Raw genomic sequence first — 26971 nt, 5'->3', positions numbered from 1 at the left:
CCGAGCATGGACTCGGCTCTACAGCGGGACAGACGCGGGCTATGCCGCCTGCGACAACCGCGCGCCGGGCAGTTCCAGCAGAGTCTGGCCGCTATGGTCGAGCAGGCGCAGCGCGCCGTCGTGGTCTTCGGCCAGTGCGGTCAGGCTCTCCACCCAGTCGCCATCGTTGGCATAGACCAGGCCATCGCGTTCGACCAGCGCGGCGCGGTGGATATGCCCGCAGACGATGCCGTCCAGGTCCCGTCGGCGCACGTCGTCCAGCCCGGCCTGCACGAAACGCTCGATGTAGCGTTCAGCGGCGCCACTGCGCTTCTTCAGGAACTCCGACAGCGACCAGTAGCGCATGCCCAGCCGCCGCCGCACTGCATTCAAGGCCTGGTTGCCGGTGAGGATGCGGTAATACAGCCAGTCGCCGAATTTTTCCTGCAGGCCACCGAAGTGGGTCACGCCGTCATACTCGTCGCCGTGCGCGACCAGCAGCCGGCGGCCATCGGCGGTCACGTGGATGGCGCGGCGGCGCACCTGCATCGCCGGCAGCATCAGACCGCAGACCTGGCGCAGCGAAGCGTCGTGGTTGCCCGGAATGTAGATGATCTCGGTGCCGGCACGGCGCAGCGCGTGCAGCGCCTGGATGACCTCGCTGTGCGACTGCCGCCAGGTGGCACGGCGGTGCGCCATCCACCACAGGTCGATGATGTCGCCCACCAGGTACAGCCGTTCGCAGCGCAGCTGCGAGAGGAATCGCGCCAGCTCGGTGGCATGGCAATGGCGCGAGCCCAGGTGCACATCGGAGACGAACACCGCGCGCCGGTTCGGCGACAGGTTCGCCAGCGTGCTCATGCCGGCGTCCCCGCGTCGCGCAGGTAACGTTTGCGCTTGTTCGGCCGGACCGCGCACAGGTCCACCTCGATCAAGCCGTCGATCGAATCGCTGAAGTCCGGGTCCACCCCGAAGGCGAGGAAGCGCGCGCCGCCCGGTTCGCACAGATCGGTGTACTGGCGATACAGCGTGGGTACGCCGGTACCGAGTGCAGCCAGGTTGGCCTTCAGCACGTCGAACGCGGCGCCTGCATCCAGCTCACCGAAACTGGGCGGTGCGGCGAAGTACTGGAACGGCCGGTTCGATTCGGCCATGCCGGCGGTGCCGCTGTAATAACGCTGGTAGTACGCCACCAGCTGCTCGCGCGCATCGCGCGGCAAGGCCGCACTGATCGACACCGCGCCGAACAGGTAGCGGATCCCCGGCCGGCACTGCAGGTAGGCACCGATGCCCTGCCACAGGTAGTCCAGGCTGCGGCTGCCCCAGTAATCGGGCACCACGAAGCTGCGGCCCAGTTCCAGGCCCTCGGCGATGTGGGTGATGGCATCGTCGGAATAGCGGAACAGCGACGCGCTGTAGAGCCCGGACAGGCCGTGCCGGGCCAACGCGTGGGCACCACGCATGATCCGGTACGCGCCAGCAATGCGCTGCGCGGCGGCGTCCCAGATCACGATGTGCTCGTACTGCGGGTCGTAGTTGTCGAGGTCACGGCTGCGGCCGGTGCCCTCACCCACCTGGCGGAAGGTCAGTTCGCGCAGGCGGCCCAGTTCCAGCAGCAGTGGCGAATCGGCAGTGCAGGTGGCCAGCAGGATCTGCTTGCCGTCGGCGGTCTGGCCCAGCTGGGTGGCAGCAGCGATGCCAGCGGCGACCTGCGAAGGTGGCACCGGGGCGGCCAGCGGCTCAGGGCCCGCGCAGGCAGCGGCATTGCCGGCCGCGCCATTGCGGCCCAGCGCATAGAGTGCGCGACGTACCGCCAGCAGTTGGGCACCCGGGTCGCCGCCGTCGCCCAGCCGCATCGGCTCGCCGATGCTCAGCCGCAGCGGGCGGCCACGACGGGTGAACATCTCGCGTGCCAGCAACGCGGTACCGGCCGGCTTGAACAGGGTCGAGGCGCCATAGAACAGCGCCGAGTTGCGCGCTTCCACCCGCACTGGCAGCACCGGTGCACCGGCCGCGCGGGCAAAACGGACGAATCCGCGCTGCCAGCGGCCATCGCGGATGCCGCGCAGCGAGAGGCGCGATACCTCGCCGGCCGGGAACACGATCACGCACTGCTCGGCGGCCAGCGCCTGCTCCACCGCATGCAGGCTGCCGCGCTGCGCCTTGCCGCCCAGGATGCGCACCGGCAACAGCAGATCCTGCAGCGGCGCGATCGCCCCCAGCAGGTCGTTGGCCACGATCCGCACATCGCGGCGGATACGGCCGACTGCGTCCAGCAAGGCCAGTGCGTCCAGCGCCCCGGAAGGGTGGTTGGCGACAATCAGCAGGCGGCCGGTGGCCGGAATCTTCGCCAGCGCGGCCGGATCCACCTGGTACTGGCCGCCGATGAACTCCAGGCCGGCGGCGACGAAACCGAAGCCGCGCAGGCCTGAGCTGCGCTGCAGGAAGGCTTCGATCTGGTCCAGGCGCGACCAGCGGCCGACGCTGCGCAGCAGCGGCCGTGCCAGCTGGCCACGGCGGCCATGGAACCAATCGGGGAAACGTTGCTGGAGACGCTGTTCGAGTTCCTGCATGGCGGATCCACTGATGCCCGGCGGCCGGATTGGCCGACAGCCTGCGCCCGGCAGGCGGCAGCCAGATGGCGGTTTCGGGGCAGAACGATGACGGCCGGCCCCCTTGACGGCCGAGTCGCGCCCTGCGCGGTCGGGGGTTGGGCAGCCCCGTCTGTTGTTGTCGCGCGGGTGGAACACTGGGCCTCGAGGCTGGCCCCCAATCCCGTCATGACGGCCCCTGCCGGGCCTACGCGGGCTTAACCACCGGCAACCGGTACCGGTTCACAATGCACAGGCGGCGCACCCCGTGTATCATGCGCGCCCATCTTTCCATCCGAATCAAGGGATATTACGCCTGATGTCCAGCTATCTCTTCACCTCCGAGTCGGTCTCCGAAGGCCATCCGGACAAGGTTGCCGACCAGATCTCCGATGCGGTGCTGGACGCGATCCTGACCCAGGACCAGCGCGCCCGCGTGGCCTGCGAGACCATGGTCAAGACCGGCGTTGCCATCGTGGCCGGTGAAATCACCACCAGCGCCTGGATCGACCTGGAAGCGCTGACCCGCAAGGTCATCACGGACATCGGTTACGACAGCTCCGACGTCGGCTTCGACGGCGCCACCTGCGGCGTGCTGAACCTGATCGGCAAGCAGTCGCCGCACATCGCCCAGGGCGTGGACCGCAAGAAGCCGGAAGAAATGGGCGCTGGCGACCAGGGCCTGATGTTCGGCTATGCCACCAACGAGACCGACAGCTACATGCCGGCCGCGATCCACCTGTCGCACCGCCTGGTCGAGCAGCAGGCCAAGATCCGCAAGAAGAAGAACTCGCCGCTGTCGTGGCTGCGCCCGGACGCCAAGAGCCAGGTCACCCTGCGCTATGAAAACGGCGTGGTCTCGGCCATCGACGCCGTGGTCCTGTCGACCCAGCACGCCCCGGGCATCAAGCAGAAGGACCTCATCGAGGCCGTCCGCGAAGAGATCATCAAGCCGGTGCTGCCGGCCAAGTGGCTGCACAAGGGCACCAAGTTCCACATCAACCCGACCGGCAAGTTCGAGATCGGCGGCCCGGTGGGCGACTGCGGCCTGACCGGCCGCAAGATCATCGTCGACACCTACGGCGGCTGGGCCCGTCACGGTGGTGGCGCGTTCTCCGGCAAGGACCCGTCCAAGGTCGACCGTTCGGCCGCCTACGCGGCCCGCTACGTCGCCAAGAACGTGGTTGCTGCCGGCCTGGCCGACCGTTGCGAAGTGCAGGTCTCCTACGCCATCGGCGTGGCTGAGCCGACCTCGATCTCGGTCACCACCTTCGGCACCGGCAAGATCAGCGACGACAAGATCGAGAAGCTGATCCGCAAGCACTTCGACCTGCGCCCGTACGGCATCATCAAGATGCTGGACCTGATCCACCCGATGTACCAGCAGACCGCGGCCTATGGCCACTTCGGCCGCAAGCCGAAGGAGTTCAGCTACCTCAACGGCGAAGGCGAGACCGTCAACGCCACGGCCTTCTCCTGGGAGAAGACCGACCGCGCCGCCGCCCTGCGCGCCGATGCGAAGCTGAAGTAAGCAACACGAAGGGCCGCTCACGCGGCCCTTCTGCTTCTGGTAGAGCCGGCCGCTGGCCGGCTTTTTCATGGCCTCCGGAAACAACCGCGTGGTTGCCGGCCAGCGGCCGGCACGACCGGTTGCCGATACAATCGCCGCATGTCGACCGAACTGAAAACCCACCAGCTGTCCATGACGGTGCTGATGTCGCCGGAGATGGCCAATTTCTCCGGCAAGGTCCATGGTGGCGCCATCCTGCGCCTGCTTGACCAGGTGGCCTACGCCTGCGCCAGCCGCTATGCCGGCAGCTACGTGGTCACCCTGTCGGTGGACCAGGTGATGTTCCGCCAGCCCATCGCGGTCGGCGAGCTGGTCACCTTCCTGGCCTCGGTGAACTACACCGGCACCTCATCGATGGAGATCGGCATCAAGGTGGTGGCCGAGGACATCCTCAAGCGCAGCGTGCGCCACGCCAACAGCTGCTTCTTCACGATGGTCGCAGTGGATGAAGAAGGCCGGCCGACGCCTGTCCCGCCCTTGCAGCCGGCAACGTCCGACGAAAAGCGCCGCCAGGCCGCAGCACAGATCCGCCGCCAGCTGCGCCAGGAAATGGAACAGCGCCACCTGGAACTGCTGGCGTCGAACCCGCCGTCGCCGGAGGAATGAGGTAGTGCCGGCCGCTGGCCGGCAACCTCGCGCGTGCTGCCAAACATCATGAGGTTGCCGGCCAGCGGCCGGCACTACCAACGCCAGGTCACCCTGTGTTCTGCACGCCCTGCGAAACGCCGTTCACGCACGCCACCAGCGCGCGCAGCAGATCGTCATCCTCGCGCCCGCTGGCCCGCCAGCGCTGCAGCAGATCCACCTGCAGCACGCTGATCGGATCGACGTAGGGATTGCGCAGGCGGATCGACAGCGCCAGCCGCGCGTCGTGGTCCAGCAGCGTCTTCTGGTCCATCAACGCCAGCAGCCAGCGTCGGGTGAGCTCCAGTTCGCGCTGCACCTGCGGGAAGAAGCGCCCGTGCAGTTCACCCGACAACAGCGAGAACTGCTGGGCGATGGTGATATCGCCCTTGGACAGCACCATCGCGATGTCGTCCAGGAAGGTACGGAAGAACGGCCAGTCCCGCGCCATATCGCGCAGGGTCTGTTCGTGGCCGGCATCGACCGCGGCCTGCAGGCCACTGCCCACGCCGTACCAGCCGGGAATCACCGCACGCGCCTGGCTCCAGGCGAACACCCAGGGAATCGCACGCAGGTTGCCCAGCGCTGCGTCCTGGCCGAGCCGGCGCGACGGCCGCGAACCCAGCGTCATCCGCTCGATCACGTCGATCGGCGTGGCGGTACGGAAGTAATCCATGAAACCGGGCTGGCCGACGAACGCGCGATACACCTCGCTGCTGGCCGCAGCCACCGCATCCATCACCGGCCGCCACGCGTCCTCGCGCGGCTCGGCGGCACGCGGACGCAGGCTGGCGCGCAGCACTGCACCGGTGGCCTGCTCCAGCGAGCGCAGGGCCAGCGCGCGGATGCCGTACTTGCGATGGATCACCTCGCCCTGCTCGGTCACCCGCAGGCGGCCATCGATGCTGCCGCGTGGCGACGCATCCACGGCGTGGGTGGTCTTGCCACCACCACGGCTGATCGAGCCGCCCCGGCCATGGAAGAAGGTCAGGCGGATGCCGGCCTCGGCCGCCACCTCCAGCAGTTCCACCTGCGCGCGCTGCAGGCCCCAACGCGAAGCAGCAATGCCACCATCCTTGCTGCTGTCCGAATAGCCCAGCATCACCATCTGCACGTCGTCGCGTGCCTGCAGGTGCGCGCGGTACACCGGATCCTCCAGCAGGTCGCGCAGCGTGGCGGTACCGCGCTTGAGGTCATCCACCGTCTCGAACAGCGGCGCGATATCCAGCGGTACTGACCCGTTCTCTTCCACCAGGCCGCCACGCCGCGCCAGCGCCAGCACCGCCAGCACGTCGCTGCGGTCGTGCGCCATCGAGATGATGTAACTGCCCAGTGCATCGCCGCCATGCCGCGCACGGGCATCGGCCAATGCAGCGAACACGGCGTCGAGCCTCCGGTTGCCGTCGTCGTCGCCTTCCGGCAACGGCACCTCACCGCTGGCATGCGGTGCCAGCAGGCGCGCACGGCCCGATGCATCCAGGCCCTCCCACGCCGGGTCGCCGCCCAGCACCGCCGCCAGCGCGCGCGCATGCACGCTCGATTCCTGGCGCACGTCCAACCGCGCCAGATGGAAGCCGAACGTCTTCACCCGCCACAGCAGGCGTTGTACGGCGAAGCCACCGGCATGCTCGCCGCGGTTCGCGCGCAGGCTGTCGAGGATCAGCTGCAGGTCGTCGATCAGTTCATCCGGGCCGGCGTAAGCGCCCTCGCCGTCTTCCAGCGTGGCCTGCAGGCGCGCGCGCATGCGATCGTTGAGCAGGCGGTAGGGCATGTCGGCATGGCGCGGGCGCGACTGTACCTGCGGCAGCAGCTGCTGGTAGTGCGCCACGCGCGCCTGCAGCGCATCGCTCACGCCCACCCGCTCGGTGGACTGGCTGAGCAGGCTGGCCAGCTGCAGCAGTTCCTTCTGGTAGCGCGCCAGTACCGCCTGCCGCTGCGCATCCAGCGTACTGCGGATGGTGTGGGCATCCACGTTCGGGTTGCCGTCCATGTCCCCGCCCACCCACGTACCGAAGCGCAGCAGGCGCGGCAGTGGCAGTTCTTCACCATAGGTATCGCGCAGCGCCTGCTGCAGCGATTCGTACAGCACCGGAATCACGCGGTACAGCACCTGCACCAGATAGAAGCCGACGTGCTCGCGCTCGTCATCGACGGTGGGCCGCACCGGCGAGGAATCAGTGGTCTGCCACGACGCGGTCAGCGCCATGCGGAAGCGCGCAGCATCGGCGGCCGCTTCCCCCGGCGTGCGCTGGCCGTCGAGGTTGTCGACCAGGCTGGCCACCATCAGCTGCTCTTTCTCCAGCAGCGCACGGCGCACCGCTTCGGTCGGGTGCGCGGTAAACACCGGTTCGATGTCGATGCGCGGCAGCCACTGCGCCAGCTCGTCCAGGCCCACGCCCTGCGCCTTCAGGTGCTGCAGCGCATCCTGCAGGCCGTCAGGCTGCGCCCCTGCGGTACCGGCACGCTGGTAGTCACGGCGGCGGCGGATGCGATGCACGCGCTCGGCAATGTTGACCACTTGGAAGTAGGTGCTGAAGGCCCGCACCATGGTCTCGGCCTGCTGCGGCGTGCGCCCGGCCAGCCCTTCGGCCAGCTCCGACAGCGGTGCCTGGTTCTCGCGGCGGGCGATGGCGCGGGTGCGCACGTCCTCGACCTCGTCGAGGAAGGCCGCCGATACCTGCTCGACCAGAAGGTCACCGACCAGTGCGCCGAGCCGGCGCACGTCATCGCGAAGCGGAAGATCGGGAGAAGCAAACTCGATGCTGCTGCGGTACTCGTTCATCGGCGACGCACAGGCCTCGGTCAACGGATCCAGACCCCAAGCCTAAACCAGAACGGGCAGCGTGCTGCGACGCAAAAATGGTTTCATCTGCACGTATCCATGACGCACGCAGCCGAGCATGAGCTCGGCTCTACAAGCGTCGTGGCGCGTGACACCGTGTAGCGCCCGAGCCCATGCTCGGGCGGCGCCGCAGCCGCACAGGCGGCCCCTGTTACAGGGGCCGCCCTCATGCAGGTATCAGCGCTTCTTCTTCGCCTTGCCCTGCTCGGCCGGGCCGATGGTCTGCTCCAGCCAGCGCTCGCTCTCGGCCAGCATGGTCATGATCGATTCGCGTGCGCGGTAGGCATGCGATTCGTTGGGCAGCATCACCAGCCGCGCGGTGCCACCCAGGCCCTTCACCGCGGCGAACATGCGCTCGCTCTGGATCGGGAACGTGCCGGAGTTGTTGTCGTCCACGCCGTGGATGAACAGGATCGGATCCTTGATCCTGTCGGCGTAATTGAACGGCGCCATCTTCTGGTAGACGTCCTGCGCCTGCCAGTAGTTGCGTTCCTCGGCCTGGAAACCGAACGGGGTGAGCGTGCGGTTGTAGGCACCGCTGCGCGCGATGCCGGCCTTGAACAGGCGGGTGTGCGCCAGCAGGTTGGCGGTCATGAACGCACCGTAGGAATGGCCGCCGATGGCGATGTGCTCGCGATCGGTCACACCACGCCGCACCACTTCATCCACCGCCGCCTGCGCATTGGCCACCAGCTGTTCGATGTAGGTGTCGTTGGGTTCCTTGTCGCCCTCGCCAATGATCGGCATCGACGGGCTGGCCAGCACCACATAGCCCTTGGCCAGGAACGCCTGCGGGCCCCAGTAGCTGACCGCATTGAAGCGATACGGCGAATCGGTCACCTGGCTGGCCGCCGCCGCGCTCTTGAACTCGCCCGGGTAGGCCCACATCAGCAGCGGGCGCGGGCCGTCGCGCTTGGGGTCGTAGCCCGGCGGCAGCAGCAGTGTCGCGGTCAGGTCGACCCCATCCTTGCGCTTGTAGCGGATCTGCTCCTTCTGCACGCCCTTCAGCTGCGGCAGCGGATGGGCGAAACGGGTCAGCGCGCGCGGTGCGGCACGGGCATCGGCCAGCGACTGCACGTAGAAGTTGGCCGGTTCGTCCGGGCTCTCGCGGCTCAGCAGCAGCGAATTGCCCTGGTTGTCCAGCAATGCCACCGGCAGCGAATAGCTCGGCGCCTGCGAATGGAACAGGCGCGTCGCCTTGCCCGTGGCGATGTCGAAGCGGTCCACAAACGGGCGGTCGCCCTCCGGCGAAGCACCGACGCCGGCCAGGTACAGGCTGCTGCCATCCGGGCTGGTCTGCAGCAGCGAGCGACCACGTTCATCGCTGGCCAGCAGCGGCCGCCCCGGATCGGCGTAACGGTCCTGCGCGTCACGATCCCACAGCAGGCGCGGCTCGACACCGGCGTTGTCCGGGGCGATCAGCCAAGTCTTGGTCCTGCGGGTCTTCCACCACGACTCGGTCAGCAGGGCCAGGTCGCCACGGCCCCAGTTGATGCCGCTCAGGCGGCTGCCAAGCTGGGCCAGGGTGACCGGCGGCTTGTCGAACGGCGCGGCCTGCATCAGCACCGCATCGCGCACCTTGGCCTCCCGGTTCGGATCACCACCGTCCTGCGCTTCGGCCCAGACCAGGGTGGCATCGGCATCACCGCGCCAGCTGATGTCGCGCACGCCGGTCACTTCGGCATCGTTGCCGGTCGGCAGGCCTTCCACCAGCGGGCGCACCGCCACGGTATGCACCAGCTTGCCGGTGGCCCGGTCGATTACTTCAATGCGGCGCGGAAAACTGCTTACCGGCACCACGTAGGAGTACGGACGCTGCACCGGCTGGCGCAGCACGAAGCGGCCGTCAGGCGACACCGAGAAGCCCATGAAGATGCCGGCCGCACCGATCGCGCGGGTACTGCCATCCAGGCCGACTTCCATCGGCTGGGTAGTAGCGTAGTAATCGAACTGGCGAGCGTCGGCTTCGTTCTTCAGCAGGTCCTGGTAGGTGCGGATCGACACCACGCCGCCGCCCTGGCTGGTCTGCTGCACGGCAGGGCCGGTCGGGACGCCGTCGGCGGCCGGGGCTGGCCCCAGGTTGGCCGGGCGGGTGAACACCACCAGCCCGCGGCTGTCCGGCAGCCATTGGTAGCCGCTGCCGATCACCGTGTTCAGGCCGGCAACCAGGCGACGGGCACTGCCACCGGCCACATCCACCAGCCACAGTTCATTGGCGCCACTGGCGGCATCGACCTGGTTGAACGCCAGCCACTTCTGGTCCGGCGACCACATCACACTGGCGATCGACAGCGTGGCCGGCAGGCCACTGATCTGCCGCTCCTTGCCGTCGGCAACGTTCATCAGCCACAGCTTCTCGCCGAAGCTGAAGCGGCTGTCGGAGAACGTGCGCGGGTTGATGCGCAGGCCGGCCAGCTTCAATTCCGGCTGCGCCACCACCTGGATCGACGGCAGCGACGGCATCTGCATCATCGCGGCCACGTCGCGGCGCGGCGACAGGAACAGCGACGGCGCGCGCGGGGCATCGACCACTGCCTGCAGTGCGGCCGATGGCAGTTCGTAGCCGTTGACACCCTGCGCCTGCGCGGCAACGGGCTGCGAAGCGGCCGCCCAGGCCAGCGGGGCCACCGCCAGCAGCCCCATCGACAGGACCAGGCCGGTCCAGCGCCGTGTGCGGCGCGCGTGCATGCTCATCGTTCCACCTGTGTGATGCGTGAAAACACCGACCTTAACAGGCCGTGCACGTGGCCCCATCTGCCGATGGTTGGGTCATGCCGATGTCACGCTGGGGCCGCGATATAATGGGGGTTCTCCCCTGCCGAGGGGCGCTGCGACCGGATCCCACGAGGCCCGGCCAGGCTCGGTAAGGTGGCTTTGTAACAACGGCGCCCGGCTAGATGCGAGCATCCGCTCGCCCACAACCGGAGCACACGAATGAACGCTGTTGCCAAGACCTTCTCCACCGAAGGTGATTACAAGATCCGCGATATCACGCTGGCCGACTGGGGCCGCAAGGAACTGGACATCGCCGAGCACGAAATGCCGGGCCTGATGTCGATCCGCCGCAAGTACCAGGCCGAACTGCCGCTGAAGGGCGTGCGCGTGACCGGCTCGCTGCACATGACCATCCAGACCGCGGTGCTGATCGAGACCCTGAAGGACATCGGCGCCGATGTGCGCTGGGCCTCGTGCAACATCTTCTCGACCCAGGACCACGCGGCTGCCGCCATCGCCGCCACCGGCACCCCGGTGTTCGCCTGGAAGGGCGAGACCCTGGAAGAGTACTGGGACTGCACCCTGGACGCGCTGACCTTCACCCTGGCCGACGGCACCCTGACCGGCCCGGAACTGGTGGTCGACGACGGCGGTGACGTGACCCTGCTGATCCACAAGGGCTACGAACTGGAAAACGGCAGCGACTGGGTCAACACCCCCTCTGCCTCGCACGAAGAACAGGTCATCAAGAACCTGCTCAAGCGCGTGGCCAAGGAGCGCCCGGGTTACTGGGGCCGCGTGGTGAAGGACTGGAAGGGCGTCTCCGAAGAGACCACCACCGGTGTGCACCGCCTGTACCAGCTGGCGCAGGCCGGCACCCTGCTGATCCCGGCGATCAACGTCAACGACTCGGTCACCAAGAGCAAGTTCGACAACCTGTACGGCTGCCGCGAGTCGCTGGCCGACGGCCTGAAGCGCGCGATGGACGTGATGCTGGCCGGCAAGGTGGCCGTGGTCTGCGGCTACGGCGACGTCGGCAAGGGCTGCGCGGCCTCGCTGCGTGCCTACGGCGCGCGCGTGATCGTCACCGAGATCGACCCGATCTGCGCGCTGCAGGCGGCGATGGAAGGCTATGAAGTCAACACCATCGAGTCGACCCTGGGCCGTGCCGACCTGTATGTCACCACCACCGGCAACCGCGACATCATCCGCATCGAGCACCTGAGCGCGATGAAGGACCAGGCCATCGTCTGCAACATCGGCCACTTCGACAACGAGATCCAGGTCGATGCACTGGTGTCCTACCCGGGCATCAAGCATGTCAACATCAAGCCGCAGGTGGACAAGTACATCTTCCCGAACGGCAACGCGATCTTCCTGCTGGCCGAAGGCCGCCTGGTGAACCTGGGCTGCGCCACCGGCCACCCGAGCTTCGTGATGTCCAACAGCTTCGCCAACCAGACCCTGGCACAGATCGACCTGTGGGCGAACAAGGACAGCTACGAGAAGAAGGTCTACCTGCTGCCGAAGAAGCTGGACGAAGAAGTGGCCCGCCTGCACCTGGAAAAGATCGGCGTGAAGCTGACCACCCTGAGCCAGGAACAGGCCGACTACATCGGCGTGCCGGTGGAAGGCCCGTTCAAGCCGGACCACTACCGCTACTGATGCCTGCGGGGTACCGGCCAGCGGCCGGCACTACCGGCGTACGCGGGGTCGGATCCCTTTCCGCATGAAAGGGCTCTGACCCCGGCAACGGATGCAGACAGGACGGGCGCCTTCGGGCGCCCGTTCTGCGTTGCGGCACCCGGCAACCGATCCGCGCACCCTGTCACGGAGCACTAAGAAGCCGCTTGCTAGGCTTTACGCCCGCGTGGGCTGCCAACGGCAGGCCATGCGCCGGGACGCAGACACCAAAGGACAGGACATGCCGCGCAACCGTGAACGACTGAACCGGGCCATGAAGCCCCTGATGCCCCTGTGCTGGGTGGCCCTGCTGGCCGCCTGCACCCCACCTGCCGGCGAAGCCGGCGCTACGGCTCCGGCTGCGGCCAGCGGACAGGCCAGCCCCGCAGGCAAGGCCGCCGACGCGCCCGCCACGGTCGCCGACACGAGCGCTGGCTGCGCCGATGCAGCGTCGCCGGCACAGACCCTGGTCTGCAAGGACCCGACCCTGACCGGCCTGGATGCGGACGTGGGCAAGGCGGTCACTGCCGCACAGGCCACGCTCGATGCAGCAGGGCAGAGCAAGCTGCACGCCGAACAGCAGCGCTGGCAGGAGCACACCCGCGACCTGTGCACCGATGCGCAGTGCCTGCAGCAGGTGTACGCCGATCGCCTCAAGGTGCTGTCCGCCACGCGTGACGGCCTGGTCGACCAGGATGCATGCGAAGCCCCTGACGGCCAGCAGCAATGCGTGGACCTGCTGGTGCTGCGCGATCCCAACAGCCAGCTGGCGAACTTCAACACGCTGCTGGGTGAGAACGGCCAGGAAGGCCGCCTGCTGGGCTGCACGGCCGCCACGAACATGGGCGGCGGCCCCAACGCCCTGCTCGCAGCCAACTGCACCCAGGAAACCTCCGCCGGCAGGCGCAACGTGCAGCTGTGCAGCAACCAGATGGTTGGCCAGTTCGCCCTCGAACCGGCGCCGGCTGCTTACGGCACCCAGGCCATCCGCCAGCTGCTCGGCTTCACCCAGCAGCACTGCGCCGGCTGACAATCGCCGGGCACGCCCGGCGCTTTACCCTCATTGAAGGACGATGACCATGGCAACGGATTCCACCCTTACGCGCGAACAGCTGTCCACGCTGTTCCTCAACACCGAGCTGGGCGGCAACACCCGCCACCTGGACCACTTCTCATACGCACAGAAAGGCGCAAGCACCTATTCGTTCGGGCTGGTGCAGTTCGATGTCGGCGGCAATCCGCAGGCCAGGCGCTTCCTGCGCGACAACGGCTTCACCGATGGCGACATCGCACTGTTGTCCCAGCAGGGCGGATTGAGCACCCAGCAGCTGGCGGCGCTCGACGCCAAGTTGCAGGCCATTCCGCAGGCCAGGATGGACGAGCTCACCAACGCCAAGCTGGACAGCGCCATCGAGCGTGTCGATCAGGCCATCGCCAAGGTACGTGCAACCAATCCGGCCGCGGCCGATGCCATCGCCGCCAACCCGGAGTTGCAGCTGGCCATGGCGGACTATGACAACCAGTTCGGCAGCATGGGCCCGCAGTTCATCAGCTATCTGGCCGGCAATGCGGAAACGCTGCAGGGCGGCACCGTCCAGGCCGGCAATCCGCCGACGCGCGGCGACGTGCAGAACTTCGTCGATGCCACCAAGTACGGCATCCAGTCGCAGGCCGCCGTAGCCAGCCGCGATGAGCGCTTCGACCGGGCCATGGTCCAGATCGGCATCACCCCCACCCATGCTCCCTCGCACGGGTCACCGGGCACGCCTGCGGGCAACGGCGTGCTGGTCAACGGCAGCAAGGGCGATGAGGTGCAGGCCATGCAGCAGAAGCTGTCCGACCTGGGCTACCTGGGCAAGGACGGCAAGCCGCTGGTGGCCGATGGCGATTTCGGCCCCGGCACCGTGGAAGCGGTCAAGCAGTTCCAGCGGGATCACCACCTCACCGTAGACGGCAAGGCTGGCGGCGCGACCCTGGGGGCGCTGGAGGTGGCCACGCAGCAGCGTGCACAGGCGGCCGAGCCGACCATGGCCACCCCGGGCCACGCCGACAACCCGCGTTACCAGCAGGTCGTGGAAAAGCTGGAAGCACTGGAAGAACAGCGGCGCCAGGGCGGCCTGTCGCCGCTGTTCAATGACCGCAGCCAGCTCGAGAACGCCGCAGGCCAGGTGGCTTACGAGTCAAAGTTGGCCGGCATGAGCCAGGTCGATACCGTGCTGGCGCGGCCGGACAACCAGGGCGTGTTCGCGGTGCAGGGCCAGCTCGGCGATCCCGCCATGCACCGCACCTACGTCGACCTGTCGCGGGCGGTGAACCAGAACCTGCAGGACAGCACGCGGCAGAGCCAGGCGCTGGACAACGAGCTGTCACAGCGGCAGACCCAGGAACAGATACAGACGCAGCAATCGATGTCGCGCTGATCCCGCGTCGCCGGGCTGGATCTACATGCGCTGCCGGTCGTCGTGCAGCGCACGCTGGCACCGTGCGGCGAAGTCGCGCCGCCAGGCCTCCAGATCGAAGCCTTCGCGCTGCTGGAAGGAAACCGTCTCGCTGCTCAACACGTAGCAGCGGTTCTGGCTCATGCGCAGTGCCGCCAGCGTATCTCCCGCATCCCAGCACTGATCGATGCACGCCTGCATCCGCGCATAGTCCGCGTTGGTCTTGGCGCCGCCGAAGGCGAACCCCATCTGCTGCGCCATTGCCAGCACAGGATCGCCGGCGGCATCGGTGGCCCGCAGCATGCGCAGCACGCCAGGCTCGGGAATGCCGAAAGCCCAGTTGGCCAGGATCGCCGCACGTGCCGCCGCCACGGCCGCCGCGTGCTGGCCCCGGCGCATCTGCTGCCCTGCCAGCATGGCCCACGCGCGCGGCAGTTCCGGAAAGCGCCTGCAGGCATCCTCCAGCAACGCGATTGCCTGGGCCGGTTCGGCAGCCTGTACATGCCGCTGCGCACGCTCGATCAAGGGCAACGGCGATCCCGCATCCGGTACCGCGTGCTCACGCGGCTCGCAGCCGTCATCGTCGTCCTGTTCCGCGCCACCGGCATCCAGCCATTGCGCGAAGACATCCAGCGAGGAATGGCGGAAGACCATCCGCCCCTCGTCATGGAACATTTCGCAGACCACGGGCGGCTCAGCCTCCCGACCCAGCGGCCAGTACAGACCGAACTGATCACCGTTGCCCAGTGCACCTTCGGCGATCGGCCAGAAGCCCTGCGGTGGGTACGGGCCCGCGCACGGTTCGCTATCCAGAGTCAGGTCATGAAGCAGGGGCGGTGCGCGCATGATGAGAGTCCAGACGGTGTACAGCGCGCATTATCGCAGGGGCCCACCAGTAGCCTCGGTCAAGGCAGGTTATTCCCTGCGCGCTACGATGCGCGCATGACCCCCGCCATCAATCTGCTCAAGCGCGAGAACATCGCCCACAGCGTGCGCAGCTACGTGCACGATGCCCATGCCGCCTCCTATGGTGGCGAAGCCGTGGAAAAGCTCGGCCTGGACCCGGCACAGGTGTTCAAGACCCTGCTGGCCAGTACCGACACCCACGAACTGCTGGTGGCCATCGTGCCGGTCGCCGGCCAGCTGGACCTGAAGGCGCTGGCCGAAGCTGCCCGCTGCAGGAAATGCGAGATGGCCGCCGCTGACGCCGCACAGCGTGCGACCGGCTATCTGGTCGGTGGCATCAGCCCGCTGGGCCAGAAAAAGCGCCTTCGCACCTTTCTTGATTCCAGTGCGGAATCCCTGCACACGCTGCATGTCAGCGCCGGCCGTCGTGGCCTGGAAGTGGAACTGGCACCGGGCGATCTGCTGCAGCTCACCGGCGGACACTTCGCCGCCATCGGCAAGGCGCGCTGATGCGCTGGCCCTGGTCTGCGGCGCCAGCCCCCATGCTCAACAATGCCCACGCCCAGGCGCTGCTGCAGGACCTGCTGTCAGGCGACGGCGGGCGCATCACCGACGCCGCGCGTACGCTCGCCCGGCTGTTCGATGCGGCGCCGCTGGACGCGCTGGCACCGCACGTGACGTTGATCGAGCAGCGCAGCGCAGGCATAGCGCTGGGCGGCATGCTGGTCAGCAACCAGGCGCACCTGAAGGCGGCGCTGCAGCGGCTGCGTTTCTGGCGCGCGGGCACCGGCTGCCTGTGTGCGCTCAACCCCGGCTACCCGTTCTTCGATCCCCGTCGGCTGATCGAACACGGGCAGATGCAGCTGCTGTCGCTCGACGCAGCGGAGGATGGCTGGGGCAACTGCCATAGCGTCGCCTGCACCCGCTGCGGCCAACACTGGCAGGCGATCGACCGCGAGTATCACTACCCCTGGTGGGAGTGGAAAACCGTCGAACGATGAAGCAGCCACGCATGGCGTGGCTCTACTGGCCTGTCCTTCCCCTACGGCCGCCAATTGGCGTTGTTCTCCCAGAATTCCACCGCACGCCGGTACGCCTCGCGGTCCAGCGGCACGCCGGAGCCGCCCTCTTCCACGCCCAGCGCATTGCGCATCATCGTGATCGGGGCCATCGGCACCTCGTCCGGCTCAGCGGTGTAGATGCAGCCGACGATGCCCCAATCAGCCTCGATCGGCGAGCCTTCCTTCGCAAGCTGCTCCGCGCTGTACAGGATGACGACCAGATAGTTGGCGCGCGGCGATTCCACGCCTTCGAACCAGCGCACCAGTACCGGCAGTTCCTCCCGGTTGCGCGCCTCGTAACCACTGCGCAGCAGATGGCGGTTGGCCTCGGTGATCGGCACCGTCAGGCACCGGGTGCTGGTCCAGTTCTCATAGACGAACAGTTTGCAGAAGGGGGCATAACCTTGCAGGACCTTCATCGGTTCATGGGCATTGAGGTACGCCTCGAACTGTTCGGCAGTGCAGTCCTGGATGGTGTTGCCGCGCGGCATGCGCGGGAACAGGCGGGGACGGGCGAAATCGGTAAGAACGATGGACATGGTGTGGCGCGATCTAGGAATCCGCCGCACAGGGTAACCGCTGGCAGCACCTGCACGGCCTTACGCTCGCGGCGCCTGCACACAGAATCACTGAACATCCATCTTGATGAAGCGATATACTGATCCCCACCCGCCGCCGCCGCCCGTGCCATGACTGCCATCAGCTTCGAGTTCTATCCGCCCAAGACCGACGAACAGCGCAGCCAGCTGGATCGTGCCGCAGCCAAGCTGAAGGACTACGGTCCCGAGTACGTGTCCTGTACCTTCGGCGCTGGTGGCTCGACCCTGAGCTATACCTCCGAGACCGTGCGCCACCTCAACCAGCACCATGGCTTCGAGGCCGCACCGCACCTGTCCTGTGTCGGCGGCACCCGCCAGGAAATCCGCGAACTGCTCAAGCTGTACCGCGCCATCGGCTGCCATCGCCTGGTGGCGCTGCGCGGCGACCTGCCCTCCGGCATGGGGTTTCCCGGCGACATGCGCTACGCCGCCGAGCTGATCGAGTTCATCCGCGCCGAACATGGCGATGCGTTCCGCATCGAAGTGGGCGCCTACCCTGAGACCCATCCACAGGCCTCCGATGCACTGGCCGACCTCAAGCACTTCAAGGCCAAGATCGATGCCGGCGCGGACGCGGCGATCACCCAGTATTTCTACAACCCGGATGCGTACTTCCACTTCGTCGATGCCGTGCGCCGGCTCGGCGTGCAGGTACCCATCACGCCAGGCATCATGCCGATCGCCAACTTCAGCCAGCTGCGCCGTTTCTCCGAGCAGTGCGGTGCGGAAATCCCGCGCTGGATCAGCCGCAAGATGCAGGCCTATGGCGATGACGCCGAATCGGTGCGGGCGTTCGGTACCGAAGTGGTGGCCAGGCTGTGCCAGCGCCTGGTCGAGGGCGGCGCGCCGGGCCTGCACTTCTACACCCTGAACCTGGCCAGGCCGACCACGTCGGTGCTGAAGCTGCTGCAGGGCTGAAAGCACGCCATGCCACCACGATCGGCGCTACCCTGCGTCGATGAACCGGCTTTCCTTCCTGCTGTTGCTGCTGTCATTGTGCTCGGCGTCGAGCGTGGTCCATGCGCAGTCCCCACGCTTGAACCGCTGCACTGATGCACGGGGGCAGAGCGTGTACACCGACCGCCCCTGCGACAGTGTCGGCGCCCGATCGCGATTGCCACCGCCCGCGCCCACCGGCAGCACCCTGTCGCGCGACACCCTGGGGGCGCGCTGCCCACGTCGCCTGAGCGAGCTGGTGGACGCACTGCGCGTCGGCATCCTCAGCAACGATGTGAACCGGTTGTCGTCGCTGTACCTGTGGGGCGCAGTCTCCGATGCCGGTGCGCAGCGCATCCTCGGTCAACTGGAATCGCTGGCGCGGCGGCCCCTGGTAGACGTGGTACCGGTGTATCCCTCGCAGGCGCTGCCGCAATCGCAGGATGAGGATCAGGCCCCTGCGGCGCAGGGATCCGACCCGGAGCCGCCGACCGTGCGGCATCCGGTCGGCCTGCGCCTGGAACAGACGCTGCCCGGCAGCGTGTCGCGCGCTTCGACGGTGCTGGGGTTGCGGCGGCAATACGGGTGTTTCTGGATCACGTTGTGACCGGACGGGTCGGATCCCTTTCCAGCGGAAAGGGCTCCGACCCCGGATTGCCGCGATGGGGTCAGAGCCCCGCTGCGCAGGGATCGAACCGCGCATGCCGGCTCACGCCGGCCACAGCCCACCAATCGCAGCGATACCCTGCCCACCATGGCGACGGGCTTCGGCGATATGGCCGGCGGCCATCCCACCCAACGCGTAGATCGGCAGTGACACCTGCGCGCGCAGCGCGGCGAAGGCTTCCCAGCCCAGCGGCACCGCATCGGGATGGCTGGCCGTGGCCTGCACCGGGCCGAGCACCGCGAAGTCGCAGCCCAGCCGCTGCGCCGCCTGCAGCTGCTCCAGGTCGTGGCAGGACGCGGCGACAAGCTGCCCTTCCGGCAAGGGCCGTTCCTGCAGGTCCTGCAGCTGCTCGCTGCCCAGGTGCACCCCCACGCCCAGTGCACGTGCCAGCGCCACATCGCGATTGAGCAGCCACTGCACGCCGCGACGATGCGCGCGCACGGCCTGTTCGATCATCGCCTGCCGTTGCGGGTGTTCCGGTGGCAGGCGCAGCTGGATGCGCTGCTGGCCCGCCGCGACCGCGCGCTGCAGGCAGTCATGCCAGTGCTGTACGCCGCTGGCATCGTCAGCCGGCGCCGGCGTGATCAGGTAGCGGTCCGGTTGGCGCAGTGCGGCCACCACCGGCAGGTCGGCCGGCGGCATCGAATAGCGTCCCAGCTTGTCCTGCGCCACCCAGGTTATGGCCTGGCCCTCCCGCCCACGCGGTGTCCCCTTCCAGCTGCGCACGTGGCGCACCTCCAGGGTCAGATACTTGTCCGGATAGCGCTGCGGCACGTCCATCAGCCACTCGCCGACATCGGCCTCGATGCCCAGTTCCTCGCGCAGCTCGCGCACCAGCGCCTGTTCAGAGGTCTCGCCGGATTCGCGCTTGCCGCCGGGGAACTCCCACAGGCCGGCCATGTCGCGGTTCTCGGTACGGCGGTTGAGCAGCACGCGGCCACGGGCGTCGGTGATGACGGCGGCCACGACGTGGATCGATCGGGTGGGGGAAGGCATGGAGGAAGCATGCCCAGAACAGGGCGGCCGGCGCAATCACGGATCCGGTGCAGCTCCCCCGCAACAAACGAAAAGCCCCGCTTTCGCGGGGCTCTTCGGGATCAGCTCAGCTGGCCGTGGCAGTGCTTGTACTTCTTGCCACTGCCGCACGGGCACGGATCATTGCGGCCGATCTTCGGCTCGTCGCGCTGCAGCGTGGCCACACCCTGCTGGGCGGCCTGCACCTGCGCGGCTTCCTCGTCGGCACTGTAGCCGCCCGCATCCTGGTGCTGGAACTGCGACTGGCTCAGGCGAGCCTGCGCCTGCTGGCGCTCGGCGGCCTCCAGGGCCTGCACTTCCTCGTCGCTGCGGATACGCACGCGGGCCAACAGGGTCACCACCTCGCGCTTGACGTTCTCCAGCATGTCCGAGAACAGCTCGAAGGCTTCCTTCTTGTATTCCTGCTTGGGCTGCTTCTGCGCGTAACCACGCAGGTAGATGCCCTGGCGCAGGTAATCCATGCGCGCCAGGTGCTCCTTCCAGCTCTGGTCCAGCACGGTCAGCATCACGTGCTTCTCCAGCGCGCGCATGGTCTCTTCGCCCAGGCTGGCTTCCTTCTCGGCGAAGTGCTGGTTGACGCGCTCCTGGACCTTGCTGGCGATGGCCTCGGCATCCAGTTCCTCATGCTGCTTGACCAGGTCGGTCAGCGACATCTGCAGGCCGAAGTCCGACTCCAGGGTCGCTTCCAGGCCACGCAGGTCCCACTGCTCGTCGATCGAGTTCGGCGGCACGAAGCGCGCAACGATGTCGAAGATCACGTCGTCACGGATGCCGTCGACGTTGTCCTTCACCGATTCGGCGTCCAGCAGCTCATCGCGCTGGGCGTAGATCACCTTGCGCTGATCATTGTTGACGTCGTCGAAGTCCAGCAGGTTCTTGCGGATGTCGAAATTGTGGGCTTCGACCTTGCGCTGCGCCTTTTCGATCTGGCGGCTGACCAGGCGGTCCTCGATGACGTCGTCTTCCTTCATGCCCATCATGCGCATGGCCTTCTGCACCCAGTCGGAGGCGAAGATGCGCATCAGGTTGTCTTCCAGCGACAGGTAGAAGCGGGACGAACCCGGGTCACCCTGGCGGCCCGAACGGCCACGCAGCTGGTTGTCGATACGACGCGATTCGTGGCGCTCGGTGCCGACGATGTGCAGGCCGCCGGCCGCCTTTACTGCCTCGTGGCGCTTCTGCCATTCGGCCTTGACCGCCGCCTTCTGCTCGTCGGTCGCGTCCTCGCCCAGGGCGTGGATCTCGGCTTCCAGCGAACCGCCCAGCACGATGTCGGTACCACGGCCGGCCATGTTGGTGGCGATGGTCACCGCGCCCGGACGGCCGGCGTTGGCGACGATGGTGGCTTCGCGGTCATGCTGCTTGGCGTTGAGCACTTCGTGCTTCACGCCGGCCTTGCTCAGGTGCTCGGACAGCATTTCCGAGGTTTCGATCGAGGTGGTACCCACCAGCACCGGCTGGCCGCGCTTGGCGCACTCTTCGATGTCGGCCAGCACCGCATTGAACTTGCCCTTGCGGTTGAGGAACACCTGGTCCGGACTGTCCTTGCGGATGGTCGGGCGGTTGGTCGGGATCACCACCACTTCCAGGCCATAGATGCTCTGGAACTCGAACGCTTCGGTATCGGCCGTACCGGTCATGCCGGACAGCTTCTTGTACATGCGGAACAGGTTCTGGAAGGTGATGCTCGCCAGCGTCTGGTTCTCGCGCTGCACCGGCACGCCTTCCTTCGCTTCCACCGCCTGGTGCAGGCCATCGGACCAGCGGCGGCCGGCCAGGGTACGGCCGGTGAACTCGTCGACGATGACCACTTCGCCATCGCGCACGATGTAGTCCACGTCGCGCTGATAGATCGCGTGCGCGCGCAGGGCGGCGTTGAGGTGGTGCACCACGGTCAGGTTCTGCGCCGCGTACAGGCCTTCGGTTTCGCCATCGAGGATGCCGGCCTCGACCAGCAGCTGCTCGGCGTGCTCCATGCCCGCTTCGGACAGGTGCACCTGCTTGCCCTTCTCGTCGACCCAGAAATCGCCTTCGCCGTCTTCCGCTTCCTGCTTGACCAGGTGCGGCACGACACGGTTGACGCGGATGTACAGCTCCGGGGAATCATCGGCCGGACCGGAGATGATCAGCGGGGTGCGCGCTTCGTCGATCAGGATGGAGTCGACTTCGTCGACGATGGCGTAGTGCAGGCCGCGCTGGTAGCGGTCGGCCTTGGACAGCGCCATGTTGTCGCGCAGGTAGTCGAAGCCGAATTCGTTGTTGGTGCCGTAGGTGATGTCCGCGGCGTAGGCTTCGCGCTTGTCGCTGTGCGGCATGCCCGGGTACACCACGCCCACGCTCAGGCCCAGCCAGTTGTACAGCTTGCCCATCTGCGCGGCGTCGCGGCGGGCCAGGTAGTCGTTCACGGTGACCACGTGCACGCCCTTGCCTTCCAGCGCGTTGAGGTACACCGGCAGGGTCGCCACCAGGGTCTTGCCTTCACCGGTGCGCATTTCTGCGATCTTGCCCAGGTGAAGCACCATGCCGCCGATCAGCTGCACGTCGTAGTGGCGCATGCCCAGCACGCGGCGACCGGCTTCGCGGCAGACCGCGAACGCTTCCGGCAGCACCTTGTCCAGGGCTTCACCGCCAGCGATGCGCTGCTTGAACTCCGGCGTCTTGGCCTGAAGCTGCTCGTCGGACAGCTTCTCGATCTCCGGCTCCAGCGCATTGATCTTGGCGACGATGCGGTTGAGCTGGCGCAGCTGTCGTTCGTTACGACTGCCAAATACGCGGGTAAGCAGGCTGTTGATCATTGAAGGAACCGGGTTGGATGGACACGACGCCCGGCCTCCCCCTGGGGATCCGTCCGCCGCAAACGAAACAGGGCGCCTGGCGCCCTGTCGATGGCAACACCCATTGTAGCTTGGGACGGGCGCGAGGGGTTTCAACCCCGAGGGGTAGTGCCGGCCGCTGGCCGGGTACGCGTCAGCGCATACGCGCTGGCGCTCCCACGCTTCGCTGCGCGAACCGCGGGCCCCGCTCACCTCGCCTCCACACCCCCGCGCCTACGGCGCTGCCCCCGTACTCCGGGGGCGGTAGTGCCGACGGCAGCCGGCACCCCAATGTGGCGTCAGCCGCGGCTGACGCGGCCGACCGGCGTGTTGCCGCCGTCGCCGAGGAACTTGCGCGGGTTGACCACGTTGCCGTTCTCCCACACCTCGAAGTGCACGTGGGCACCGGTCGAACGGCCGGTGGAACCGGCCTTGGCCACTTCCTGGCCGGCACGGACCAGGTCGCCGGCCTTCACCACCAGGCGCGAATTGTGCGCGTAGCGGGTGACATAGCCATTGCCATGGTCGACATCGACGACATTGCCGTAGCCGCCCTTCACGCCGGCGAAGCTGACCACGCCCTCGGCCACGGCCATCACCGGGTCACCGACCTTTGCGTGGAAGTCCATGCCCTTGTGGGTGGCGGCGCCGCGGCCGAACGGGTCGGCACGGGTGCCGAAGCCGGACGTCACATAGCTGTTGCGGATCGGCATGCGCGACGGCACCGCGTTCTGCTGCAGCTGGTGGTCGAACATCAGCGATTCCATCACCGACAACTGGCGGCCTGAAGCAGCGAAGCGCTGCTCCAGCACCTGTAAGTCGGCGTTGACGTCCTTGACCGGGATGTCGCTGGTCGGGCCGCCTGCGTCACCGTCACCGAGGCCGGGGGTCTCGTTGAAGTCGAACTCGCCGTCCTCCAGCTTGCCCATCTGGGTCAGCCGTTCGCCGAGGGCGTTGAGGCGGGTCGCCTGGGCCTGCAGCTCGCCGAGGCGGGCCGCCAGCGCATTGACCTGGGTCTGCGCATCGCGCTTGACCTTGGCCAGTTCCGCATCCTGGCGCTCGACCTTGGCCTGCAGCCGGGAATCATTCAGCGCGCTGGCGCCAATGCCGCCAGCAAGGCCGATAATGCAGCCTACCCCGAGCACGCTGCCCAGCAGGGCACGGGGGCGGTCCTCGAAATAGAACCGCAAACGCGCGATCGGCGACGACTTGGCCTGTCCTTCACGCGTTTTGATTACGATCTTCTTGAATGCCATCAGTGAGTTTTCATGTCTGAGCCGAAATCCAGCGTTCGCCCCGCGTCGGCACCGAAACCGGCGCTGGATGCGGTAATGGCGGACAAAAGCGCGAACCCGCTGCGGCGTGCCTTGTGGCTCGACGCGCTGGACCGTCAGTTGCGCCCCCAGTTGCCGCCACCTCTGCGCAGCCGTTGCCGGCTGGCCAATGTGGACGGGGAACACCTCGTTTTTCTCGTCGAGTCCCCGGTCTGGCATGCCAAGTTGCGGCTTGCCGAAGCCCAGCTGCTCGACGCGGCCCGTTCCATCGGGCTGAAGGCCACCAGGGTGACCATCAAGACTGCGTCTCCCACTCCCACGCGCTCCCCAGCGCTCGAGAACCGGAATGGACCCCACGCAGTTTCAGCCGCCACGCACAAAGGGCTACGCGACGCCTTGGCTTGCCTGCAGGACGTTCCCTCGAAGCCGAAGAAACGGTCCTGATGGCAACGGAGCATCCGGCTCCGCTCCCCGTCGCGCGTGTCACCACGGCGTGAAACATTTCGGGGGCCGGGTCGCATCCTAGCGGCCATCCGGGGGCCTGTCGTTAGATTGTTGTTAAAACTGCGTTAAATTCAGGCTTCTGATTCAACAGGTTCACAAAACCGTGACCTTGAACCAGCCTTGACGTCTTTCAAGCACGCTGAATGCGTCGCCGACGCCGGAAACAAGAACGCCGCCCAGGAAGGCGGCGTTTTTATCTTTAAATTCAACAACCTATGGAATCAGGCGTACGCCGGGGTGGCGTATTCCACCGGATCCGGGGTGGCCGGCGAGTCGAAGCTGACCCATTCCCAGGCGCTGGCGTCGGCCATCAGGGCCCGCACCAGCTTGTTGTTGAGCGCGTGGCCGGACTTGAAGCCTTCGTACGCACCCAGCACCTGGCCACCGGCCAGATAGAGGTCGCCGATGGCGTCCAGGATCTTGTGGCGCACGAATTCGTCGGCGTAGCGCAAGCCGTCTTCGTTGAGCACGCGGAACTCGTCCAGCACGATGGCGTTGTCCATCGAACCGCCCAGGCCCAGGTTGCGCTCGCGCATGTACTCCAGGTCGCGCATGAAACCAAAGGTGCGCGCGCGGGAGATTTCCTTGGTGTAGGCCAGCGTCGAGAACTCGATTTCCTGGCGCGACTGCTTGGCCGGAATCATCGGGTGGTCGAACTGGATGGTGAAGCCCAGCTTGTAACCCTCGTACGGGGTGAAGCGGGCCACCTTGTCGCCCTCGGTCACTTCCACGGTCTTCAGCACGCGGATGAAGCGCTTGGGCGCATCCTGTTCCACGATGCCTGCCGACTGCAGCAGGAACACGAACGGGCCGGCCGAACCGTCCATGATCGGCAGCTCGGCCGAGGACAGTTCGACGATGATGTTGTCCACACCCAGGCCGGCCAGCGCCGACATCAGGTGTTCGACGGTCTGGATCTTGGCGTCGTTGCAGGTCAGGCCGGTGCACAGGGTCACTTCGGTGACCAGTTCGGCCTTGGCCGGCACTTCCACCACCGGGTCCAGGTCCACGCGGCGGAACACGATGCCATGGTTGACCGGTGCCGGGCGCAGGGTCATGTAGACCTTGTCACCACTATGCAGGCCAACGCCGGTGGCGCGGATCGTGTTCTTGAGGGTGCGTTGCTGGATCATGGGGATGGACCGGAAGTGACACATTAGATTAACACGCGCACTCCCCTACCCTGGCTGAAACGCCAGTGACAGCCACCGGCAGGACACACCGGCACGCCGCTGGGAAAGCGCGTGAAGCAGGGCGGCCGGGCCCATCCTGGCCCGGCGCCCGCGTTTTCAGGACATGGTGGCGCAACCCGGGGAGGACAACCCCGGGCCGGCCCGCTTAGTCCGCCTGGCGGCGCAGGAACGCCGGGATGTCCAGGTAATCGTTCGGCAGTTCTGCCGCGGCCGGGGCCGAAGAGGACGGCGCCGACGGGGCCGAAGCCGCTGCGGTATCGCTGCTGGCGCGACGCAGGCCCAGGCCCATGCCGCCGACGGCCTTGGACACGGCGTCGCCGCCGTTGTCGAACTCGCCGAACTCCGGCTGGCCGGTGGTGGCGTTGCGGACCAGCTTGATCGGTGCACGCTCGCCCGGACGCTGGGTCTTGCTGGCCGCGACGCGGTTCAGGCCAGTGGCCACCACGGTCACGCGCACTTCGTCCTGCATGTCCGGGTCCAGCACGGTGCCGACCACGACGGTGGCGTCTTCCGAAGCGAAGCCGTCGATGGTACGGCCGATCTCGTCGAACTCGGCCATGGTGAAGTCCGCGCCGGCGGTGATGTTGACCAGGATGCCGTTGGCACCGGCCAGGTTCACATCGTCCAGCAGCGGGTTCTGGATCGCCGATTCGGCAGCGGCCTGGGCGCGGTCATCGCCCCGTGCAGTGCCGGTACCCATCATCGCCAGGCCCATTTCGGACATGACGGTGCGCACGTCGGCGAAGTCGACGTTGATCAGGCCCGGACGCACGATGAGGTCGGCGATGCCCTGCACGGCGCCCTGCAGCACGTCATTGGCGGCGCGGAAGGCCTGGATCATGGTCGCGTTGCGCCCCAGCACGGTGATCAGCTTCTCGTTCGGGATCGTGATCAGCGAGTCGCAGTGCTGGCTCAGTTCCTCGATGCCCTTCAGCGCCACCTGCATGCGGCGACGGCCTTCGAACGGGAACGGCTTGGTGACCACGGCCACGGTCAGGATGCCCATTTCCTTGGCCAGCTGCGCCACCACCGGCGCGGCGCCGGTGCCGGTGCCGCCGCCCATGCCGGCGGTGATGAACACCATGTCCGCGCCCTGCAGCGCGTCCATGATGCGCTCACGGTCTTCCAGCGCGGCCTGGCGGCCGACCTCCGGGTTCGCGCCTGCGCCCAGGCCCTTGGTCACGTTGGTACCCAGCTGCAGCTGCAGCTTGGCACCACAATTCTTGATGGCCTGCGAGTCGGTGTTGGCGGTGATGAACTCCACGCCGTCCACCGCCGAGTTGACCATGTGCGCCACGGCATTGCCGCCGCCGCCGCCCACGCCAACCACCTTGATCACCGCATTGGGTGCCATCTTTTCGATCAGTTCAAAATGCGCCATGTCCGTGTCCTCGTTGTATCCGCTTGTCGGTGGCATGGACGGTCGGGCCTCCTGCCTTCGCGTGTCATGTTGCCGTTGCGGCTGTGTGGGTTGTGTAGTGCGTTGTTGCGTTGTGATGCGGGTACTGCGGGTGTTGCGCCGGGCCGGGCCCGGAGTTACG

General features: G+C 67.1%; 21 protein-coding genes and 1 riboswitch. Of the genes, 10 read left to right on the top strand and 11 right to left on the bottom strand.

The window, feature by feature from the left end; all coding sequences use genetic code 11:
* Nucleotides 1-39: 39 nt before the first annotated feature.
* Entirely contained in the window at nt 40-840 is an 801-nt protein-coding gene (locus ACUDTM_RS15825; protein ID WP_151355080.1) for a UDP-2,3-diacylglucosamine diphosphatase, read from the bottom strand.
* Nucleotides 837-2552, bottom strand: a complete 1716-nt coding sequence (locus ACUDTM_RS15820) for a lysophospholipid acyltransferase family protein (RefSeq protein WP_111007862.1) — start codon at nt 2550-2552, stop codon at nt 837-839. Before ACUDTM_RS15820 ends, ACUDTM_RS15825 begins: the two co-directional genes overlap by 4 nt.
* Before the next feature lie 337 nt (nt 2553-2889).
* Here ACUDTM_RS15820 and metK point away from each other — a divergent pair, with 337 nt between their 5' ends.
* Nucleotides 2890-4101 (top strand): methionine adenosyltransferase, encoded by a 1212-nt coding sequence (metK, locus tag ACUDTM_RS15815; protein WP_005408103.1) that lies wholly within the window; start codon nt 2890-2892, stop codon nt 4099-4101.
* 138 nt (nt 4102-4239) lie between these two features.
* Entirely contained in the window at nt 4240-4746 is a 507-nt protein-coding gene (locus ACUDTM_RS15810; protein WP_005415314.1) for an acyl-CoA thioesterase, read from the top strand.
* A gap of 88 nt (nt 4747-4834) precedes the next feature.
* Here ACUDTM_RS15810 and ppc read toward each other — a convergent pair whose 3' ends face one another.
* Nucleotides 4835-7546 carry a phosphoenolpyruvate carboxylase gene (ppc, locus tag ACUDTM_RS15805; RefSeq protein ID WP_445391407.1) on the bottom strand — a complete coding sequence of 904 codons (2712 nt, stop codon included), beginning with the start codon at nt 7544-7546 and terminating at the stop codon, nt 4835-4837.
* 237 nt (nt 7547-7783) lie between these two features.
* On the bottom strand, nt 7784-10300 hold the full coding sequence (locus tag ACUDTM_RS15800; RefSeq protein WP_329953139.1) for a S9 family peptidase: 2517 nt from the start codon (nt 10298-10300) through the stop codon (nt 7784-7786).
* Nucleotides 10301-10420: 120 nt separating this feature from the next.
* Nucleotides 10421-10504, top strand: a riboswitch (S-adenosyl-L-homocysteine riboswitch).
* 36 nt (nt 10505-10540) lie between these two features.
* On the opposite strand from ACUDTM_RS15800, the gene ahcY reads away from it, so the two are divergent.
* The 3 genes from ahcY (at nt 10541) to ACUDTM_RS15785 (ending at nt 14424) form a co-directional block, all read left to right on the top strand.
* Entirely contained in the window at nt 10541-11986 is a 1446-nt protein-coding gene (gene ahcY, locus ACUDTM_RS15795; protein ID WP_072167863.1) for an adenosylhomocysteinase, read from the top strand.
* A gap of 292 nt (nt 11987-12278) precedes the next feature.
* Entirely contained in the window at nt 12279-13034 is a 756-nt protein-coding gene (locus ACUDTM_RS15790; RefSeq protein ID WP_229298511.1) for a lysozyme inhibitor LprI family protein, read from the top strand.
* A 49-nt stretch (nt 13035-13083) separates the two neighbouring features.
* Nucleotides 13084-14424, top strand: coding sequence for a peptidoglycan-binding domain-containing protein (locus ACUDTM_RS15785; protein ID WP_227838008.1), 1341 nt, complete (start codon nt 13084-13086; stop codon nt 14422-14424).
* A gap of 21 nt (nt 14425-14445) precedes the next feature.
* On the opposite strand, the gene ACUDTM_RS15780 is transcribed toward ACUDTM_RS15785, so the two are convergent.
* On the bottom strand, nt 14446-15288 hold the full coding sequence (locus ACUDTM_RS15780; protein ID WP_088497854.1) for a tetratricopeptide repeat protein: 843 nt from the start codon (nt 15286-15288) through the stop codon (nt 14446-14448).
* A 96-nt stretch (nt 15289-15384) separates the two neighbouring features.
* Here ACUDTM_RS15780 and ybaK point away from each other — a divergent pair, with 96 nt between their 5' ends.
* Together ybaK and ACUDTM_RS15770 are read left to right on the top strand one after the other, a co-directional pair.
* Nucleotides 15385-15858, top strand: coding sequence for a Cys-tRNA(Pro) deacylase (ybaK, locus tag ACUDTM_RS15775; protein WP_072167860.1), 474 nt, complete (start codon nt 15385-15387; stop codon nt 15856-15858).
* Nucleotides 15858-16349, top strand: a complete 492-nt coding sequence (locus ACUDTM_RS15770; protein ID WP_072167859.1) for a hypothetical protein — start codon at nt 15858-15860, stop codon at nt 16347-16349. The genes ybaK and ACUDTM_RS15770 overlap by 1 nt, the downstream gene beginning before the upstream one ends.
* Before the next feature lie 41 nt (nt 16350-16390).
* Here ACUDTM_RS15770 and ACUDTM_RS15765 read toward each other — a convergent pair whose 3' ends face one another.
* Complete coding sequence (locus ACUDTM_RS15765; protein WP_072167858.1) at nt 16391-16948, bottom strand: DUF3228 family protein; 558 nt, start codon at nt 16946-16948, stop codon at nt 16391-16393.
* Between the two features lie 150 nt (nt 16949-17098).
* Here ACUDTM_RS15765 and metF point away from each other — a divergent pair, with 150 nt between their 5' ends.
* Nucleotides 17099-17926, top strand: a complete 828-nt coding sequence (gene metF / locus ACUDTM_RS15760; protein WP_072167857.1) for a methylenetetrahydrofolate reductase [NAD(P)H] — start codon at nt 17099-17101, stop codon at nt 17924-17926.
* Nucleotides 17927-17966: 40 nt separating this feature from the next.
* Complete coding sequence (locus ACUDTM_RS15755) at nt 17967-18551, top strand: DUF4124 domain-containing protein (protein WP_072167856.1); 585 nt, start codon at nt 17967-17969, stop codon at nt 18549-18551.
* A 102-nt stretch (nt 18552-18653) separates the two neighbouring features.
* Here ACUDTM_RS15755 and ACUDTM_RS15750 read toward each other — a convergent pair whose 3' ends face one another.
* The 3 genes from ACUDTM_RS15750 to ACUDTM_RS15740 form a co-directional block, all read right to left on the bottom strand.
* A complete protein-coding gene (locus ACUDTM_RS15750) occupies nt 18654-19607 on the bottom strand; it encodes a Nudix family hydrolase (RefSeq protein WP_072167855.1) in 954 nt (317 codons plus the stop codon).
* 101 nt (nt 19608-19708) lie between these two features.
* Entirely contained in the window at nt 19709-22441 is a 2733-nt protein-coding gene (secA, locus tag ACUDTM_RS15745; protein WP_072167854.1) for a preprotein translocase subunit SecA, read from the bottom strand.
* Between the two features lie 317 nt (nt 22442-22758).
* Nucleotides 22759-23715 carry a M23 family metallopeptidase gene (locus tag ACUDTM_RS15740; protein ID WP_033834438.1) on the bottom strand — a complete coding sequence of 319 codons (957 nt, stop codon included), beginning with the start codon at nt 23713-23715 and terminating at the stop codon, nt 22759-22761.
* 12 nt (nt 23716-23727) lie between these two features.
* Here ACUDTM_RS15740 and ACUDTM_RS15735 point away from each other — a divergent pair, with 12 nt between their 5' ends.
* Nucleotides 23728-24177 carry a DciA family protein gene (locus ACUDTM_RS15735; RefSeq protein ID WP_445391406.1) on the top strand — a complete coding sequence of 150 codons (450 nt, stop codon included), beginning with the start codon at nt 23728-23730 and terminating at the stop codon, nt 24175-24177.
* A 281-nt stretch (nt 24178-24458) separates the two neighbouring features.
* Here the strand turns inward: ACUDTM_RS15735 and lpxC are convergent, their stop codons facing one another.
* Complete coding sequence (gene lpxC, locus ACUDTM_RS15730) at nt 24459-25370, bottom strand: UDP-3-O-acyl-N-acetylglucosamine deacetylase (RefSeq protein WP_008267619.1); 912 nt, start codon at nt 25368-25370, stop codon at nt 24459-24461.
* 205 nt (nt 25371-25575) lie between these two features.
* A complete protein-coding gene (gene ftsZ, locus ACUDTM_RS15725) occupies nt 25576-26811 on the bottom strand; it encodes a cell division protein FtsZ (RefSeq protein ID WP_188241506.1) in 1236 nt (411 codons plus the stop codon).
* Nucleotides 26812-26971: the final 160 nt, after the last annotated feature.

It is taken from the genome of Stenotrophomonas maltophilia group sp. vghtpe118, from assembly GCF_052605195.1.
The sequence above is the reverse complement of the archived record's forward strand: the minus strand, read 5'-3'. Positions and strand labels throughout refer to the sequence as shown.